Source organism: Vibrio sp. Isolate32, assembly GCF_022397955.1.
Classification (GTDB): Bacteria; Pseudomonadota; Gammaproteobacteria; order Enterobacterales; family Vibrionaceae; genus Vibrio.
Genome location: NZ_JAKEUQ010000003.1, coordinates 255,595 through 271,325 on the forward strand (window position 1 = coordinate 255,595; position 15,731 = coordinate 271,325).

The 15,731-nt window shown below is 44.2% G+C and carries 17 protein-coding genes and 1 pseudogene; 4 read left to right on the plus strand and 14 right to left on the minus strand.

Features of this window, described 5'->3' with window-relative positions; translation table 11 throughout:
* Positions 1-181 precede the first annotated feature (181 nt).
* The 4 genes from artM to artP form a co-directional block, all read right to left on the minus strand.
* Positions 182-850: an arginine ABC transporter permease ArtM gene (artM, locus tag L1D11_RS03770; RefSeq protein WP_239833283.1), complete on the minus strand. Its 669-nt coding sequence runs from the start codon at positions 848-850 to the stop codon at positions 182-184.
* Positions 847-1,533 (minus strand): arginine ABC transporter permease ArtQ, encoded by a 687-nt coding sequence (artQ, locus tag L1D11_RS03775; protein WP_239833282.1) that lies wholly within the window; start codon positions 1,531-1,533, stop codon positions 847-849. The genes artM and artQ overlap by 4 nt, the downstream gene beginning before the upstream one ends.
* Positions 1,534-1,536: 3 nt before the next feature.
* Entirely contained in the window at positions 1,537-2,268 is a 732-nt protein-coding gene (locus L1D11_RS03780; protein ID WP_239833281.1) for a lysine/arginine/ornithine ABC transporter substrate-binding protein, read from the minus strand.
* Positions 2,269-2,388: 120 nt separating this feature from the next.
* A complete protein-coding gene (artP, locus tag L1D11_RS03785) occupies positions 2,389-3,117 on the minus strand; it encodes an arginine ABC transporter ATP-binding protein ArtP (protein ID WP_345772747.1) in 729 nt (242 codons plus the stop codon).
* A 517-nt stretch (positions 3,118-3,634) separates the two neighbouring features.
* On the opposite strand from artP, the gene L1D11_RS03790 reads away from it, so the two are divergent.
* On the plus strand, positions 3,635-5,473 hold the full coding sequence (locus L1D11_RS03790) for an ABC transporter ATP-binding protein/permease (protein ID WP_239832531.1): 1,839 nt from the start codon (positions 3,635-3,637) through the stop codon (positions 5,471-5,473).
* Positions 5,474-5,599: 126 nt separating this feature from the next.
* Complete coding sequence (locus L1D11_RS03795; RefSeq protein WP_239832530.1) at positions 5,600-6,064, plus strand: acyl-CoA thioesterase; 465 nt, start codon at positions 5,600-5,602, stop codon at positions 6,062-6,064.
* 163 nt (positions 6,065-6,227) lie between these two features.
* Here the strand turns inward: L1D11_RS03795 and L1D11_RS03800 are convergent, their stop codons facing one another.
* Entirely contained in the window at positions 6,228-8,483 is a 2,256-nt protein-coding gene (locus L1D11_RS03800) for a peptidase U32 family protein (protein WP_239832529.1), read from the minus strand.
* 104 nt (positions 8,484-8,587) lie between these two features.
* Here L1D11_RS03800 and L1D11_RS03805 point away from each other — a divergent pair, with 104 nt between their 5' ends.
* On the plus strand, positions 8,588-9,250 hold the full coding sequence (locus tag L1D11_RS03805) for a glutathione S-transferase (protein ID WP_239832528.1): 663 nt from the start codon (positions 8,588-8,590) through the stop codon (positions 9,248-9,250).
* A gap of 169 nt (positions 9,251-9,419) precedes the next feature.
* Here L1D11_RS03805 and L1D11_RS03810 read toward each other — a convergent pair whose 3' ends face one another.
* The 5 genes from L1D11_RS03810 to L1D11_RS03830 form a co-directional block, all read right to left on the minus strand.
* A complete protein-coding gene (locus L1D11_RS03810) occupies positions 9,420-9,869 on the minus strand; it encodes a GyrI-like domain-containing protein (protein ID WP_048664986.1) in 450 nt (149 codons plus the stop codon).
* A 60-nt stretch (positions 9,870-9,929) separates the two neighbouring features.
* Positions 9,930-10,163, minus strand: a complete 234-nt coding sequence (locus L1D11_RS03815; RefSeq protein WP_239832527.1) for a hypothetical protein — start codon at positions 10,161-10,163, stop codon at positions 9,930-9,932.
* Positions 10,164-10,632: 469 nt separating this feature from the next.
* Complete coding sequence (catB, locus tag L1D11_RS03820) at positions 10,633-11,259, minus strand: type B chloramphenicol O-acetyltransferase (protein ID WP_239832526.1); 627 nt, start codon at positions 11,257-11,259, stop codon at positions 10,633-10,635.
* Positions 11,260-11,353: 94 nt separating this feature from the next.
* On the minus strand, positions 11,354-12,085 hold the full coding sequence (locus tag L1D11_RS03825) for an SDR family oxidoreductase (protein WP_239832524.1): 732 nt from the start codon (positions 12,083-12,085) through the stop codon (positions 11,354-11,356).
* An 86-nt stretch (positions 12,086-12,171) separates the two neighbouring features.
* Entirely contained in the window at positions 12,172-12,567 is a 396-nt protein-coding gene (locus L1D11_RS03830) for a nuclear transport factor 2 family protein (RefSeq protein WP_239832522.1), read from the minus strand.
* Between the two features lie 336 nt (positions 12,568-12,903).
* On the opposite strand from L1D11_RS03830, the gene L1D11_RS03835 reads away from it, so the two are divergent.
* A complete protein-coding gene (locus L1D11_RS03835) occupies positions 12,904-13,236 on the plus strand; it encodes a PBPRA1643 family SWIM/SEC-C metal-binding motif protein (RefSeq protein ID WP_239832519.1) in 333 nt (110 codons plus the stop codon).
* An 88-nt stretch (positions 13,237-13,324) separates the two neighbouring features.
* Here the strand turns inward: L1D11_RS03835 and L1D11_RS03840 are convergent, their stop codons facing one another.
* From L1D11_RS03840 to L1D11_RS03855, 4 genes and pseudogenes are all read right to left on the minus strand, one after another.
* Positions 13,325-13,549, minus strand: coding sequence for a hypothetical protein (locus L1D11_RS03840; RefSeq protein WP_239832516.1), 225 nt, complete (start codon positions 13,547-13,549; stop codon positions 13,325-13,327).
* A 127-nt stretch (positions 13,550-13,676) separates the two neighbouring features.
* A pseudogene (locus L1D11_RS03845) lies at positions 13,677-14,033 on the minus strand (adenylate kinase); the annotation flags it as partial.
* Positions 14,034-14,094: 61 nt separating this feature from the next.
* Positions 14,095-14,616, minus strand: coding sequence for a GNAT family N-acetyltransferase (locus tag L1D11_RS03850; RefSeq protein ID WP_105057113.1), 522 nt, complete (start codon positions 14,614-14,616; stop codon positions 14,095-14,097).
* A gap of 41 nt (positions 14,617-14,657) precedes the next feature.
* On the minus strand, positions 14,658-15,662 hold the full coding sequence (locus L1D11_RS03855; protein ID WP_239832515.1) for a S66 peptidase family protein: 1,005 nt from the start codon (positions 15,660-15,662) through the stop codon (positions 14,658-14,660).
* Positions 15,663-15,731: the final 69 nt, after the last annotated feature.

A 15,731-nucleotide genomic window follows, 5' to 3' on the forward strand; every position in this document is an offset into this window, starting at 1 on the left:
GATAGGCGCATCGAATAACAAAATATAGAATATTTCCATATAGTATGAATCTAGCGAAAACCCTCTGGCACTGAATGTACTCACAGCTCTCCTGACCATGTTGAAAGCACAAAAAAACCTGCCATCTATGCGGACATAAATAGCAGGCTTTATACGTTGATTTAACTTTTAAGTGGCTAACTTACGCCGCTTCGAATGCAAGGGCTTTCTTTTCTACTTGGCGGAAGATTAGCGTTAAAATGCCGTTGACTGCTAGGTAGAATGCGCCAGCAATACCGAACACAGTTAGTGTGTCGTAGGTTTGGCCGTTAATACGCTGAGCGTAGCCCATCAAATCCATGATGGTGATGGTGCTTGCTAGTGAAGTGCCTTTGAATACTAGAATCACTTCGTTTGAGTAAGCTGGAACGGCGCGGCGTAACGCGTATGGCAGTAACACTTTAAGTGTTGCGATTTTATCCATACCTAGTGCACGACATGCTTCCCACTGCCCTGCTGGAATCGCGTTGAATGCACCTCTGAACAGTAGCGTGCTGTATGCTGCGGTGTTCAATGCTAGTGCTAACATTGCGCAGAACCAAGGTTGGCTAAGCCATGCCCATAGGAAGCTTTCACGAATCCAATCGAATTGACCCGGGCCGTAATACACCAAAAAGATCTGAACCAACAATGGTGTGCCGGTAAACAGCGTAATGATGCCACGAGTTAACCAGTGAATCGCCGGTATTCTTAGGATTAGCGTTACCGTCATCAGCAATGACAAGATACAACCAACAAGCAATGACGCACCTGTGAGTTGAAGACTGGTCACTAAGCCTTCAAGCATTTGAGAGAGGTATTGTTGATTCATGCCATTGCCCCTTTGTTACCCAAACCTTGAATAGAAAACTTACCATCAATCACTTTTACCAATCTTTGTGTAATTAAAGTGATGACCAAATAGATTGCTGCTGCTGTCGCGTACCAAGTAAATGCTTCGTGCGTTGCCGCTGATGTTAGTTGTGCTTGTTTCAGCAAATCTGTTACGCCAATTAATGAAACCAGTGCTGTGTCTTTCAATAACACTAACCATTGGTTGGTTAAACCTGGTAGCGCGTGTCTTACTGCTTGTGGCAATACGACTCTGAAGAATGCGTGCGATTGTGGAATACCCAACGCACTCGCCGCTTCTCTCTGCCCTTTACCTACCGCTTTCAATGCACCACGAATAGTTTGTGAAGCGTATGAAGCGAAAATAAGTGACAACGCAACAACACCAGATAAGAACGGGCTAACTTCAACAAAGTCACCAGTGATCATGAAGAGCACTTGTGTTGAGCCAAAGTAGATAAACAAAACCACCAAGATTTCTGGTAAACCACGTACGATTGTCACGAACGCGGTTGTCGGCCATTTGATTGCAATACGACGAGACATTTCTCCGCCTGCAAACAAAACTGCTAGAACCAATCCAACCAATAGGCTTACGAACGCAAGCTGAACTGTCATCCAGCTTGCTTCGACGAGCCCTAAAGAGTAACCCGTTAATTCCATAAATTACTTACCGAAGTACTTGTTGAAGATCTTGTCGTATTCGCCGTTCGCTTTCACTGCTGCAAGTGCAACGTTAAGCTGGTCTACAAGTTCTTGGTTGCTCTTGTTTACTGCGATACCAAAGCCGTTACCGAAGTACTCTTGGTTTGTTACTTGGTCGCCAACGTACGTTAGGTTGTCTTGCTTTTTGAACCATTCAGCGACTACCGCTGTGTCACCAAATACTGAATCGATACGACCGTTTTTCATGTCGATGAACGCATCTTGGTAGCTTGAGTAAGGTACGGCTGTAACACCTGCCATTTGCTCAAGTAGGAAGCTTTGGTGAGTTGAACCGTTTTGAACACCAACACGCTTACCTTCTAGTGCTGCTTGGTCTGCTACTTTGCCTTCAATAGAGATGAAAGCTGCTGAGTTGTCGTAGTAAGCGTTAGAGAAGTTCACTTGTTTAAGACGCGCTTCAGTGATGTCCATTGCCGAAATAGCGGCATCGTAACGTTTGAATTTAAGTGCAGGGATCAAGCTATCGAATGCTTGGTTGTGGAAAGTACATGTCGCTTTCATCTCTTCACAAAGTGCGTTTGCTAGGTCTACATCAAAACCTTGAATTTGATTGTTCTCGTCCATGTATTCGAATGGTGCGTAAGTTGCTTCCATTGCGAATTTGATTTCATCTTGTGCTGCTGCGTTAAAAGAAGCAAGGCCGATAAGTGAAGCTAGTAGAATCTTTTTCATTTTGTTACTCCGAATACTGTGTAATAGCGGCCTGTGGCCATTCTTATAATTTGATTGTTTTAATTGATGTTGTGTTTAGCTAAATCTAGTGAGTCAACTTTCTTTTAATAACTGACTTACTTAATGAGTCAAATACTCAGCAAACTCTGGAGTCTGCGGGTTAATAAATGCGTCGTTGGTGCCGTGTTCCACGATGTAACCCTTCTCAAGGTAAAGAACGTGGCTCGCAATCTTCTTGGCGAAGTCAACTTCGTGAGTCACTACCACCTGAGTAATTCCGGTGCCACTTAGCTCTTTAATGATGCTAACAACTTGGTTGGTGATCTCTGGGTCAAGCGCCGCTGTAGGTTCATCGAACAACAATACATCTGGCTTCATCATAAGAGCACGAGCAATGGCGACTCGTTGTTGCTGACCACCTGATAGTTGTAACGGCCAAGCGTCTGCTTTGTCTGCAAGCTGTAAGGTTTTCAATACCGTTTGCGCCTGTTTAATCGCTTCTTGCTTATCTAGGCCTGCAACCTTAGCTGGTGCTTCAATCAAGTTTTCCATTACCGTCATGTGTGGCCACAAGTTGTATTGTTGGAACACCATGCCGACTTTACGACGTAGCTTAAGCCCCTGCTTCTCTTGGATCTGGCTTGAGAAATCAAATTGCTCGTTAGCAATGTTCAGTTCGCCATCGTCTGCGATTTCTAGTAGGTTCAAAACACGCAGTAGGGAACTCTTACCAGCACCGCTTGGGCCAAGCAGTACCAAGGTTTCGCCACTCTCACAGTTAAAACTGATGTCGTGAAGAACTTGGATATCGCCGTATGATTTATTGATGCTCTTTACTTGAATACTCATGCCAAAATACTGCATTAATTGTCATTTGTTGGTTATTCTATTTAAAATGAACTTTTATGCAAGAAAAATGTATAAAAATTTAACTTGTTGAATTTTTGTAACAAGTATTGCACAAAAAACAGCCTTATTAACTGCTCCTACCTCTTTTTCATCCAAGCTATTGAAAACTCGAATATGACACCAAAAAGCAAACGTTTTTATAGATCCAAACTCACTTAATCAGCGAAGGTAGTAGACTCTTAATTGAACCTATACACCTGAATAAAAATTAGGGATAACCACCCTATTATTACTCTGACAGCAGCGAATAAGTGTGCTTAATTTTCCTTTTGTTTAGCTTTCCACGTACGTATTGAATGCACACGAGTTATTGAAAATTGAGTTTCCTAGGAAGCGTGACGCTCCAATAAATGCTTTAATGGCATCTATTCTCAATAACTAGCACTTGCCAGCGAACAAGACGTATTACAAGTAACCAGTCATCTATTCTTAAAGCGACAAACACTAAGGCAATCATATGCAAAACGATGTCTCGTCTACGCTTGAGGCGACTCAGCGACAGACTCAACAGAATCCAGAATCAAAACCAGAGAAGAAAAGCCTCAGCATTTTGCTTGAGCTGGTTAAATTTATTCAGCCATATAAAGGTCGTGTGATAGCAGCGTTGATCGCTTTGATCTTCACGGCAAGCTTAACCCTTTCAGTGGGACACGGTATTCGCCTTCTTATTGACCAGGGTTTTAGCCAACAATCGTTATCAGACTTAGGTAGCGCAATCCAATTCATCATGGTTGTGGTGGTATTGATTTCTATTGGTACCTTCTTCCGCTTCTATTTGGTGTCTTCCGTTGGCGAACGTGTAAGTGCAGATATCCGCCTATCCGTCTTCAATCATGTGGTAACACTCCATCCGAGCTACTTTGAAACCAATGGCAGTGGCGACATCATGTCGCGCATCACAACAGACACCACCCTACTTCAGAGTATCATCGGCTCTTCGTTCTCGATGGCGATGCGCAGCGCGCTGATGTGCCTTGGTGCAATCATCATGCTGTTTGCCACCAACATTAAACTCACGCTTATCGTGCTGGCATCGGTGCCGTTTATCTTGATTCCAATTTTGGTTTACGGGCGTCGCGTAAGAGCGCTATCACGTAAAAGCCAAGATTCGATGTCAGACGTTGGCTCTTATGCGGGCGAAGCGATTGAGCACATCAAAACCGTGCAGAGCTACAGCCGAGAAGCTCAAGAGAAAGCATCGTTCGCGCTTGAAGTAGAAAAGGCTTATGAAATTGGCCGTCAACGCGTAAAACAGCGCGCTATTCTGATCTCTGGCGTGATTGTTATCGTATTCAGTGCGATTGCAGGCATGCTTTGGGTGGGTGGTACTGATGTCATCAATGGCACCATGTCCGCCGGCGATCTGGCTGCATTTGTCTTCTACGCGATTATGGTTGCTTCATCTTTAGGTACAATTTCTGAAGTGATGGGTGAACTGCAACGCGCAGCAGGTGCTACGGAGCGTTTAATTGAGATTCTACAAGTGGAAAGCCACATCGTTGCCCCTGTCGAGAATCCAAAATCGCTTGATAACCTAACGCCTGAAGTCGCTTTTGATGATGTGACCTTCTGTTACCCGTCTAGACCGGATCAACCAGCAACAAGCAACCTGTCGTTAACCGCGCACGAAGGTAAAGTATTAGCGTTAGTTGGCCCATCTGGTGCAGGTAAAACTACCCTGTTCGAACTGCTGCAACGTTTCTACGACCCGCAAGTGGGCAAAGTAACGCTAGGCGGTGTTGAACTGAATCAGTTTGACCCGAACGAACTAAGAAAGCAGATGGCGCTTGTTCCTCAACAACCCGCTCTGTTCAGTAACGATGTGTTCCATAACATTCGCTACGGCAACCCAGAAGCGACCGATGAGCAAGTGATTGAAGCGGCGAAAAAAGCACACGCACACGAGTTCATCCAGAACCTACCTGATGGTTATCATAGTTTCCTTGGGGAACGAGGCGTAAGGCTGTCTGGTGGCCAACGTCAGCGTATTGCCATCGCGCGTGCCATCTTGAAAGATCCAAACATTTTACTATTGGATGAAGCAACAAGCGCTCTAGACAGCGAAAGTGAGCATCATGTTCAGCAAGCATTGGAAGAATTAATGCGTGGCAGAACGACGATCATCATCGCCCACCGTTTATCGACAATCAAACACGCAGACCAAATTGCAGTACTCGATCAAGGACAGCTTGTAGACATCGGCAACCACCAGTCGCTCATCAATAGCTGCGAACTATACCAACGCTTGGTTGAACTCCAATTCAAACACCTGAGTGACGAACCAGCTAGTAGCTAACAGCCAAGTCTCTGACAACGTGTGATTTCTAGCTTCAAAAACTTAAATCACACGTGTTGCAGTTTTGTTAAATTAGCGGTAGGGTTTTTATTCCAATGAAGGATAAATAACAATAAGAGAGTTCGCATGGAAGCATTATTATCTGACTACCCGTTAGTAACAGAAATCCCAGTGGCTTGGGGAGAAATGGACGCACTCAATCACGTCAACAACGCTGTATATTTTCGCTACTTCGAAACCGCTCGCTTAGATTTCTTTAAGCACGTAGAGTTGATGGAAGAGATGGCAATCACCAAGGTTGGCCCTGTTCTCGGCGACACTTATTGTAAATATTTTCGACCTGTCACCTACCCTGATACTCTGATGGTGGGTTCACGAGTCACCGATATCCAAGACGACCGCTTTACCATGGAATATGCGATCGTCAGTAAAGCGCAGCAAAAGCTGACTACTGTTGGTACCGCGACTATCGTGATGTTCGACTTTGCATCGAACCAAAAAGCGCTGCTGTCACTGCGTTTGACCAATGAAATTGAACGCATGAACACGCTTAAAAGCCCATGCTTCAAACAAGAAGCAGCACAGGAATAAATGGTTCGTTAATTCAATACAAACTAGAAACCTCAGACGTCAAAAAAGCCACTCGATTGAGTGGCTTTTTGTTTAGTCTTTTGACCTTATAAGCTTGGGCTATAGATATTGAGGGCTATAAACCTTCCCCCCTATAAGCCGTAAACCATCAAGCTCCTAGACCCTATAGACCTTGGACGTATTGAGCATTAGTACGGATCTCGACAAGTTGCTCTAGGTTTTGCTGTGAGCCTTCAACGCCGTTGATTAGACCTTCGAAGTGCTTTATCAGCTCTACCTTGTCTTGAACTTCTTTTGAACCCGCGCCGATGTTGGTTAGGTCAATGAAGAATTCGTCAAACAGGCCAGAGAAATCCGTTACAGCGTCATGGTTTAGGAACTGCTCGTGGTTGTAAATGCTTGGGTAGCCACCCTTCTGCTTATCAACCGCGAACGAGATACCTTTCACGTTAGTAATCGTGGTGGCTTTCTCACACTTCAACATACAACCCGCTTCGATGCTTGGTTTGTTACAGCCTACTGTTCTTTGGAAGAAACATTGGCGGCTCGTCATCATCAAGATTGGGTGGTAAATGCTGTAGAACAGTTTGAAGTTCTCAGGGCGGCGAATATGACGAATCTGACCTTTGTTGATCTCATTTGAAATGAACGCGCCCGCACAGTTTAGTTCTTCTTTAAGCGTCACTAGTGCGTGAGAGTTTGTCGTGTTCATGAATGGACCAGCAACCCACTCGATTCCCATCTCGTAACCCTTGTATGCGATACCCGTGTTGTTAGTCACGATGCGAGCTGGCTTAACGACTTCAAGAATACGAACGGCTTCGTCGTAGTCCTTACCGATCAATACTGCTGGGAACCACGGAATCAAACGTGGGTTTGCCGCTAAGATATCAATGTACTTGTTACAACGCTTCTTAAAGCTTTCTGGGAGCTTGAAGTAAACGTCCGCGTCCGTCACATCACATAGGTGCAAGTCTGCAACGTCAGCGATAAGCATCGACATCGTCGGCTTTTCGTTCACTTTAGGGTGCTGTGGCAGTGCTGGCACTTCAACGTGCTTAATCACTTCAACAGAACCGTTTAGAATGAAGTCGATTTCGTCTTTAATGTCAGAAATTTCTTTCAACGGAATCACTAGTCCAGAGTCCACTTCGCTGAAATCTTGGCTATCTAGGGTGTGAACCGCACTCTTCACGTTTTTGAATCGCTTCTCAAGTAGCTCTTGAGTAATCGCTTTCTCATCTGTAGCAGTAAGCAGCGACTTAGATTGCAGGGTGAAGTTCTCTTTTTCTGTCTTCACTGTCACCGTAAATGGCTGACCTACTTTTGCGCTGAAAGACATAGCAACTGGCGTCTTGCGGATATCAAGGAACTTAATCTTGTCACGCATCTCGTCGCCAAGTACATCTTTCGCTTCATGCAGCTGTACTGTCGCTTCTTGAATCTGAACCACTGAGATTTCGTTGTTCTTCTCTTTCGCCTGTTCAACCGCATAGTTGATGCTGTTATCACGAGGGTTATCGATGAACATGTCTTTCGTTAGGTTGCCCTTAAGGAAAGAGTTGGTGAATTCACGGTTGAATACTTTGTGTAGGTTAGAATCGTCTTCAAGCAACAAACCCTCTTGTACAAAGCTATCGATCTGCTTACGCCACGTATCTATCACGGTGTAAACGTAGTGTGCGCCTTTAATACGGCCTTCGACTTTGAGCGAGTCTACCTTTGCGTCTACCAATTCAGGCAAATCGTAATACGCAGAGTTATCTTTTAGGTTCAGTGGGAAACGGTTGCCCGCATTGGTGATTTCATATTCATCACGACATGCTTGGCTACAACGGCCACGGTTGCCTGAGTTACCGACACTTACTGAGCTTGAGTAACATTGGCCCGAAAACGCGATACACAGTGCGCCATGTACGAATACTTCTGTCAGTACATCATGGTCGTGCGCGACTTCAGTCAGCATTTTAATTTCAGGCAGGTTCAACTCACGAGACAAGTTAACGCGCGATGCGCCAATCTTAGACAGGAACTTAATCTGACCTTCGTTGTGTGTCGTTAGCTGAGTTGAAGCGTGAACATCTAACGATGGGAAGTGCTTCTTCACTAGGTTAAACAAGCCCAAATCTTGGACAATGATGCCGTCTACCTTGGTGTTCACCAGCTGGTTTAATAGCTTAGTGATGCTCTTCGTTTCATGCTCTAGCAGCACAACGTTAAGCGTTAGAAAGATCTCACAACCGTATTCATGAGCAAGGCGGATTACCCCGTTCAACTCATCTAACGATAGGTTAGAAGCTCTATTACGAGCGTTGAAAGTGTCTAAACCGCAATAAACTGCATTGGCTCCGGCTACGATGGCTGCTTTGATCGCTTCTACATCGCCACCAGGGGCTAATAACTCAATTTTTCTGCTCATTTTTGAAGTCGCTCACTTACTTATAATTTTTAAGCCGCGTATTCTACCCACATCACGATCTGTTTACCACCGTACAACACTTTTCAAACTCAATGACCTCAACAATGCCTAATCCTTCAGCTTTACCCGTCCTGTACTCTCTGCGTCGCTGTCCTTACGCAATGCGTGGGAGAATGGGCATCGCCTTATCTAAACAACAAGTACTACTCAGAGAAATCGTCACCAAAGACAAGCCTAGTGAACTATTGGCCAGTTCGCCAAAAGGTACGGTTCCAGTATTAGTGTTATCCGATGGAAAAGTTATTGAGCAGAGCTTAGATGTGATGATGTGGGCGCTTCAACAGAACGATCCTCAAGATCTTCTTCGTTCAAGTGAGCCAATACTTAGCGAACAAGTGCAACAACTCATTAAAACCAACGATGAAGAATTTATTAGCTATTTAGAAAAGTATCGTGCATCGGTTCGTTACCGAAACATCGATGTTGAACAACGCCGACAAGCCTGCGAAACCTTCATTAGTCAGCTGGAAGCGCGACTCACCGATCAGCCCTACTTTTTTGGAGAAACCCCAAGCTTGGCCGATTTTGCGGTGATGCCTTTTGTCAGCCAGTTTGTGCGAGTCGAAAAGAAGTGGTTTGTGAAATCGGAATATCAAAACGTAGGACGTTGGTTAAGAGCGCATCTCGAAAGTAAGCTCTACACCCAAGTAATGAAGCAATACCCTTTGTGGAATGAAACCAAGCACGATTGTCTTTTTGGTGGATAATGGTAATTCAAGGATAGAGAAAGCGTAGTAATCAAGGTAAGTACGTGACACTGTAAATGAGCAGATATTCAAAGGCTTAACTGGGTTTCCGTTGTCTCTTTACCGGTAACTACTGTCTCTTAACTAGCGACCACAGTCTAAGCTAAGCCTTTTGTTCATTTTAAACCAATCACTTAATCGCAATCGAAATTTCGACTTCAGTTTCACCTTTGTAGAATTCGAAATCTGTTGTGTAAGCTCGAACATGTGGGCAGTCTGCTGCGTTGAAATACGCCCACACTTCACCCCATAGGTCGATCACAGCTTGCGGTAATTCACCCTCAGCAGAAAACGTTAAGTACTTGCCTGCTTCGATATTGGTTTCAACTAGATTATCTAAACTATTATCGGTAAGCGCATTGGTACACGCGATAACATCAAACTCGCCCGTAAAATCTGACTCGTAGTTGGTGTAAACGCCGTAGACCTTTGAGTCTGGGGTCAGCTTAGGAAAAGCTTGTTCGAAAAAGCCTTGCCACAATTGCCCAATTTGCGCCTTAGCCGGATCAACCTCATCGGTATTGTTGGTTCTTACCGAGAAACCATATGCTTTTACCGCTTCTAATATTTGTTCTTTCATTCTTCTATTTCCTAAGCCATTTTCTTAAACCAGAAGGTTCAGTACGCGTTGAATCGAATTCTAATCTTGAATCTCTTTGTGTCCGCACTTTTCACACACAACATGACGAGAAAACTCATCCATAGAGGCGATAAAAGGCCCCAAAAGCCACCCTTTAATTACGCCTGCGATAAATTCATGTCGCTTTTGGTTTGGCTTGCCTGCAAATGCACTTTCCTTTCTCACCAAAACAACAACATGTTGCGTACGTTCACGACAAGATGTGCAGTAGCCTTGCTCTATTGAATTACTCATATGTCACCCTATGACGTTTTGAAAGATATTTGCTTAAAATGAGGGCTTTCAAACACACTTGTAATTCGATAATTCTGGCCAACACAACGAGTCGTTCTTGGTTACGTTGAGTATCTTCGAGCTATTAACCAGAGTGCAACGTGGGTGTAACTGGGACCCGTGCATATGCACAATCTTAATATAAACGCAATCACCGCAAATAATCATAACACCTCCCACTCATTCATTACGCTAATGCGAGATGTTGTGTGACGCAAGTAACTTATGATCATTCACTTATGTAAGTCACAGTAATCTTATTTGGTTTGTACTTTGATCGATCTAGAAGCTTGTTATCTACGCACAAGGCATCATGTGGGGCTAATATTAAAGATGGTCTCCTTGTTTAGCGAAGAAGATACCGCACTCTACTTTCAAGTTGGAGCCGGTATCTAGCTAAATCACGATTCAATTTACCAGGCAGAAGATATTAAGCAAAGGTCTTCCAATACTGGTACAAGCCATCGATATCAGAAGAGCACATCAAGGACATTGCACCTTTGATCTGCTCTTCATTCCATTCCCACCATTTCATTTCTAGCAACTGTGTAATTTCAGTTTCGCTAAAACGATAGCGGATATGACGAGCGGGATTAGAACCGACAATTGAGTATGGCTCAACGTCTTTGGTTACAACTGCGCGGCTGGCGATAATGGCACCGTCGCCAACCTTTACGCCACTCATGATCATCGCCTCTGTGCCAACCCAGACATCATTACCAATCACGGTATCTCCAGAACGTTCGAAGCCGTCGATCGCTCCTTCAAATTTTTCATCATCTTGGTAGAAAAATGGGAATGTACTCACCCACTGGTTTTGGTGACCTTGATTGCCTGCCATCATAAACACGGCACCAGAACCAATCGAGCAGTAGCTACCGATGATCAACTTGTCGATGTCAGTTCTGTCAGGAAGCAGGTAGCGCGCACAATCATCAAAACTATGGTTGTGATAGTAGCCGGAATAGTAACTGTGCTCACCCACGATGATATTTGGGTTGGTTACGTGTTCTTTAAGTGATTTACCCACGAATGGGCTTTCAAAATAGTTATTCATATTTGTACTCTTAGTTTCATTCTTTTAGTTGGGTACTATTTATTGCGTTATGATTCTAACTAATTTCTATTTTTGCGTAAAAGCCTTACGTATCTTAACGGCCACCAGCAATATCAATAAATGACCCTGTCACATAAGAAGCTTCATCTGACAGCAACCAAGCGATAGAGTTTGCGACTTCTTCTGGCGTACCGCCTCGTTGCAAAGGTAATTGTGAAGCTAACCTATCTACTCTACCCGGCTCGCCGCCATCGGCATGCATTTCAGTATAGATACAGCCAGGTCTTACACCATTGACACGGATGTTTCTTGACGCCAGTTCAAGAGATAAGCCTTTAGTAAGGGAGTCCATTGCACCTTTCGAAGCCGCATAATCTACATATTCAAATGGCGCTCCGGTACGTGAAGCTGCAGACGATACATTCACAATAGAGCCAGCACCATCCGCTTGCTTGATAAAAGCTTTGCTGCAAAGGAAGCAGCTCGACACATTTGACTTCATCACGTTTTCAAAGCGATCCAGTTCAATATCTTCTAATGCAGATTGAGTAAACAAGATGCCTGCATTGTTAACCAAGTGAGTCACTGGCCCGAGTTTGTTACGTGCAATTTCAAACAAGGATTTAACGTCTGATTCAACCGATACATCCGCACGTACACTGATAGCTGTGCCGCCTTGTTCTCTAATTTCGTTAACTAGCGCTTCGGCTCTCGTTTCATTTTGGATGAAATTGACACAAACCGCATAGCCTTGTTTTGCTAATAGCTTAGATGTTGCAGCACCAATACCTCGGCTCCCGCCGGTAACAATTACGATCTTGTTCATGGACTCTCCTTAATTACTGACTTTTTGTTTATCTGGTTGTTGCTTAGCACGTACGCTACTGTTAGCTCGTGTTGTGGCATTTGATGTTAGTAATTCAGTGATTCAGGGCTTACTAACTGAACCCATTGTGAACGCCATTCTTGCGGAGCAAAGCCATCTGGCCAAAACTCGGTTTGCTTTTGAATCAAGCCGTCAACCACAGTATGAAAGGTAATCACGCGGTCATTAAGAACACTGTCAGTCACCGATACATCGGTAACAACAGTATCACCCTCACATACAATTGAGTTGAGCGTGAATTTCCACACATCATTTGCTGGGTATTCAGAGTTGATCGCTGTGAAGTTATCTCGCCCAACGGTTAGCTCCGATGACTGTGGCCAATAACCTTGGAAATCCTCCGCCAACCATTCGCTCGCTTTTGCAAAATCATTGGTACGCATGGCATCCCAAAAACCTAGTACTACCTCTTTTGGGGTCATTACCTAGTCCTTTATTTAGTCTATCGTTATGATTTAAAGGACGTTAACGGTAGAGCGCGGTAACAGCAAACATCTAGTTAAAGATAATATTCAAATCTTGTCAGGCCGCATACTTTTGACCATGCCTCGAATCTAAGTGCCTATATTTTTGATCGCGAGCCGTTCACATTAACGCACCTTTACGTCTTTACCTCTTTGCGCACTAGGGATAAAAGAGATTAGTGTCTATGTCTGGTTCTCCGCTTTATCAATTGGAATATATGCGTATAATCCCCCGCTCCATGCGCTATCAACATGAACATGAGCGCCACAACCCTATTTCTTAATGAGTACCCCATGTCGAAACTATTTTTCAAAGGCCGTATCGAAACAAGACAAAACCACGTCCTTGCAGGCTACAACGTAAACCGCGATGTAAAAGCGGGTACTGAAGAAGCACCAATCAAAGTAACGGTTCAAAACGAAACTCGCAAAACCGAGATCGATTCACTGGCTGCAGAGCAAGAGTTCGTTGTAGAAATCACAGTAGACGCGCAACAAGAAGAAAACACCATCGAGCTTGATACATTCCTAAACAAGCCAAAAACGATGACGTTTGAAAAGACACCTAACCGCAACGACCCATGCTCTTGCGGTAGCGGTAAGAAATATAAGAAGTGCTGCGCTTAAAGCTTCTGGATTGAATTGCCAATAACAAACCCAAATACAACGGGAAGATCGCTGAGATCTTCCCGTTTTTATTTGTCCAAACCCTTCATCAATCTAGATGGTCCGGCGTCTCTAGGTAGGTGCCGCATCGAGAGCATTTGTAATCTCCCGTAGCACCATTAGAAATAAAACCAGACAAGATTTGCGTCAGCAAGCCTGGTTTCTTCTCATCTTGCGGTGCTTTTTGTACTTGGCTACTGAACAAAGTGTATTTGTGCAATGTTAGCGCTTTACAGTTACAACAAAATGCTCGCGTTTGTTCACTTCCGTACATTATATATACAATCCTATTGATAACAGAGACTTAAGAGATATGAATATGACATAGCTTCAATTAATCTCAAGTTATTTTATAGAATCAAAGATACATATAACAAATATCGCGACCATCAAAAAGTCGGTCAATCAGTTATTAGCTTACGCACAAAGCTGTTTAATTCGCTCACGCTTCTGATGATGTGAACCTCTTGCTCTTCCGAACGTAGTTCTATGCGCGTCCTAAAGTCGTCATTCCAAAATGTCGGGCTGAGCTTGAGCATCTTGTAGCTTTGTATCGTTCCTTTGATCACTGAGCTTCCATCATGCCAACCTTCTGGTTTAACAAATAAACCTTTCAGCAAACGTTTGGTCTCGAACCAATAGCTCAGCGGATAAGGAAGGTCGATATAAACCAATGTATCTGCCGCGTCTAAACGCTTGTTAAACGAGTCTAGCGGGCCAAAGCCATCGATGCTCCAGCTGTCGGAACTCAGTATAGACAGGTTTATAAACTGAGTTTGCAGAGAGAAGCATCTTTCTTGCGCGTGCTATGACCGCGTCCTAATACATGTACCCTAACCAATCGACGTTCCCAGATGGCCAACTGACACCGCTGATCGATTTGACATACAGGTCGTCAACTTCCTCGACCGCGATGCCATAACTTAGATGCTCATTGAGCCTTAGCCAAGAATGGTCGGCAACGACTCGGTTGTAACCGTGCGATGAATAAAAGCTGTGTAACTCGGAGATTAAGATAATGAAATCAACATCCCTCTCCTTTGCATAAGCATCGAGTTCAGAAAGCATTGTTGAACCAAGACCTTTACCTCGAACGTCCTCGGCGATACAAAAATCAATAACACCTAGAACTTTAAAAGCATGACCGCCAACGTTGATCATTCGATAATCAAGGCCAAGATAACCAACCAACTGTCCTTCATGGTGTTTCAGAGCGCGCATATGAGGGAGTTGTTTGTAGTATGAGCGTTGAACCTGATGCTCTGGGAATGCACTGTTCCTGAGTGTCGTAATCGCTTGATGCTGCTCTTTACTTACTTCAATTTCAGATATGATTTCCATGCACTTCCTTGCTCCAAATGGATTCCCGAGACACGATGAGACTAGAAGTTAGTAACCCAAGGTCCCCGCAGTTCAAAGGTCTGATTATCAAAGTCGATACTCCCTTGAACGCCAAGTGGCGTGACTAACATTGGATGAGTGTGGCAGCTATCAAATCCATACAGTATCGGGACGTTTTTACCGTTTAACACTTCAAGAAGCACATCGAGTGGTGTTCGTCCGGTTCCCTTATCATCGAACAACTCATGCTTACCTAAGATGATAGCACCCACCTTATCAAATACCCCGCAAGCCAATAGATGTGCAAAAGAGCGCTCTACGGTCTCAATCCCCTTCAATGAGTCCTCGATAAGGAGAATATCGCCATCAAGAATTTCGGGCATATATTGGCTACCCCATATCCCAGCCATCGTACTCAAGTTACCACCAATCACTCGGTCACTGACTTTTCCTTTGCCGCTAAACTTCCATTCATTGTTGTAGGCTGGTTTCGCGCAGTTCTGAGTTTCCCAATCATGTTTGATATCCGTCCATACCTGGGGCATGGTGTATTGATGTTGACTTGTACTCTCGCACAACAACTCACTAAATGATTGGAACGTTTGATCAACCAGCGGCGGAAACTCACCAAATGAGGCAACAAGTGCCGGGCCGTAAAACGTTACTAACCCAGTTTGGGTATAAATCGCCAGTAGCAATGCGGTTACGTCTGAATAACCGATAATGATCTTGGGATCCTTTTTGAGTGACTCATAGTCGATATACGGTAATAACGAGTTGCTATTGTTGCCGCCAATGGTAGACATAATGCAGCGTACTTCAGGATCTCGAATTAGTTGGTTTAGCTCTTCGGCTCTTGCTTGAATAGAGCCAGAACGGTAGCCATCAGACTTTCCCGTCAATGAACCTTCAACTAAGGTGAAACCTTTCGATTCCAAGTAATTTTTAGCGCGAGCAAACCGATTGGGAGCGAACACTGTCGCAGGGGAAGACGGTGAGAAAAAACCAATTTTGTCACCGATGTTTAAAGCCTTTGGGTAAATCACTTCCTTTGTCCTCCATAACAAAAAGGAAACGGCATCATGAGCCTTTTTAGATGAGGTTTTAGATACTAA

Bases quoted from the DNA above. Each gene is read 5' to 3' on its own strand.
- L1D11_RS03850 (WP_105057113.1), bottom strand. From the start codon at position 14,616: ATGGAAATCATATCTGAAATTGAAGTAAGTAAAGAGCAGCATCAAGCG.
- L1D11_RS03800 (WP_239832529.1), bottom strand. From the start codon at position 8,483: ATGAGCAGAAAAATTGAGTTATTAGCCCCTGGTGGCGATGTAGAAGCG.
- L1D11_RS03840 (WP_239832516.1), bottom strand. From the start codon at position 13,549: ATGTACGGAAGTGAACAAACGCGAGCATTTTGTTGTAACTGTAAAGCG.
- L1D11_RS03835 (WP_239832519.1), top strand. From the start codon at position 12,904: ATGTCGAAACTATTTTTCAAAGGCCGTATCGAAACAAGACAAAACCAC.
- L1D11_RS03790 (WP_239832531.1), top strand. From the start codon at position 3,635: ATGCAAAACGATGTCTCGTCTACGCTTGAGGCGACTCAGCGACAGACT.
- artQ (WP_239833282.1), bottom strand. From the start codon at position 1,533: ATGGAATTAACGGGTTACTCTTTAGGGCTCGTCGAAGCAAGCTGGATG.
- L1D11_RS03815 (WP_239832527.1), bottom strand. From the start codon at position 10,163: ATGAGTAATTCAATAGAGCAAGGCTACTGCACATCTTGTCGTGAACGT.
- L1D11_RS03795 (WP_239832530.1), top strand. From the start codon at position 5,600: ATGGAAGCATTATTATCTGACTACCCGTTAGTAACAGAAATCCCAGTG.
- L1D11_RS03805 (WP_239832528.1), top strand. From the start codon at position 8,588: ATGCCTAATCCTTCAGCTTTACCCGTCCTGTACTCTCTGCGTCGCTGT.
- L1D11_RS03825 (WP_239832524.1), bottom strand. From the start codon at position 12,085: ATGAACAAGATCGTAATTGTTACCGGCGGGAGCCGAGGTATTGGTGCT.
- L1D11_RS03830 (WP_239832522.1), bottom strand. From the start codon at position 12,567: ATGACCCCAAAAGAGGTAGTACTAGGTTTTTGGGATGCCATGCGTACC.
- catB (WP_239832526.1), bottom strand. From the start codon at position 11,259: ATGAATAACTATTTTGAAAGCCCATTCGTGGGTAAATCACTTAAAGAA.
- artM (WP_239833283.1), bottom strand. From the start codon at position 850: ATGAATCAACAATACCTCTCTCAAATGCTTGAAGGCTTAGTGACCAGT.
- L1D11_RS03780 (WP_239833281.1), bottom strand. From the start codon at position 2,268: ATGAAAAAGATTCTACTAGCTTCACTTATCGGCCTTGCTTCTTTTAAC.
- L1D11_RS03810 (WP_048664986.1), bottom strand. From the start codon at position 9,869: ATGAAAGAACAAATATTAGAAGCGGTAAAAGCATATGGTTTCTCGGTA.
- artP (WP_345772747.1), bottom strand. From the start codon at position 3,117: ATGAGTATTCAAGTAAAGAGCATCAATAAATCATACGGCGATATCCAA.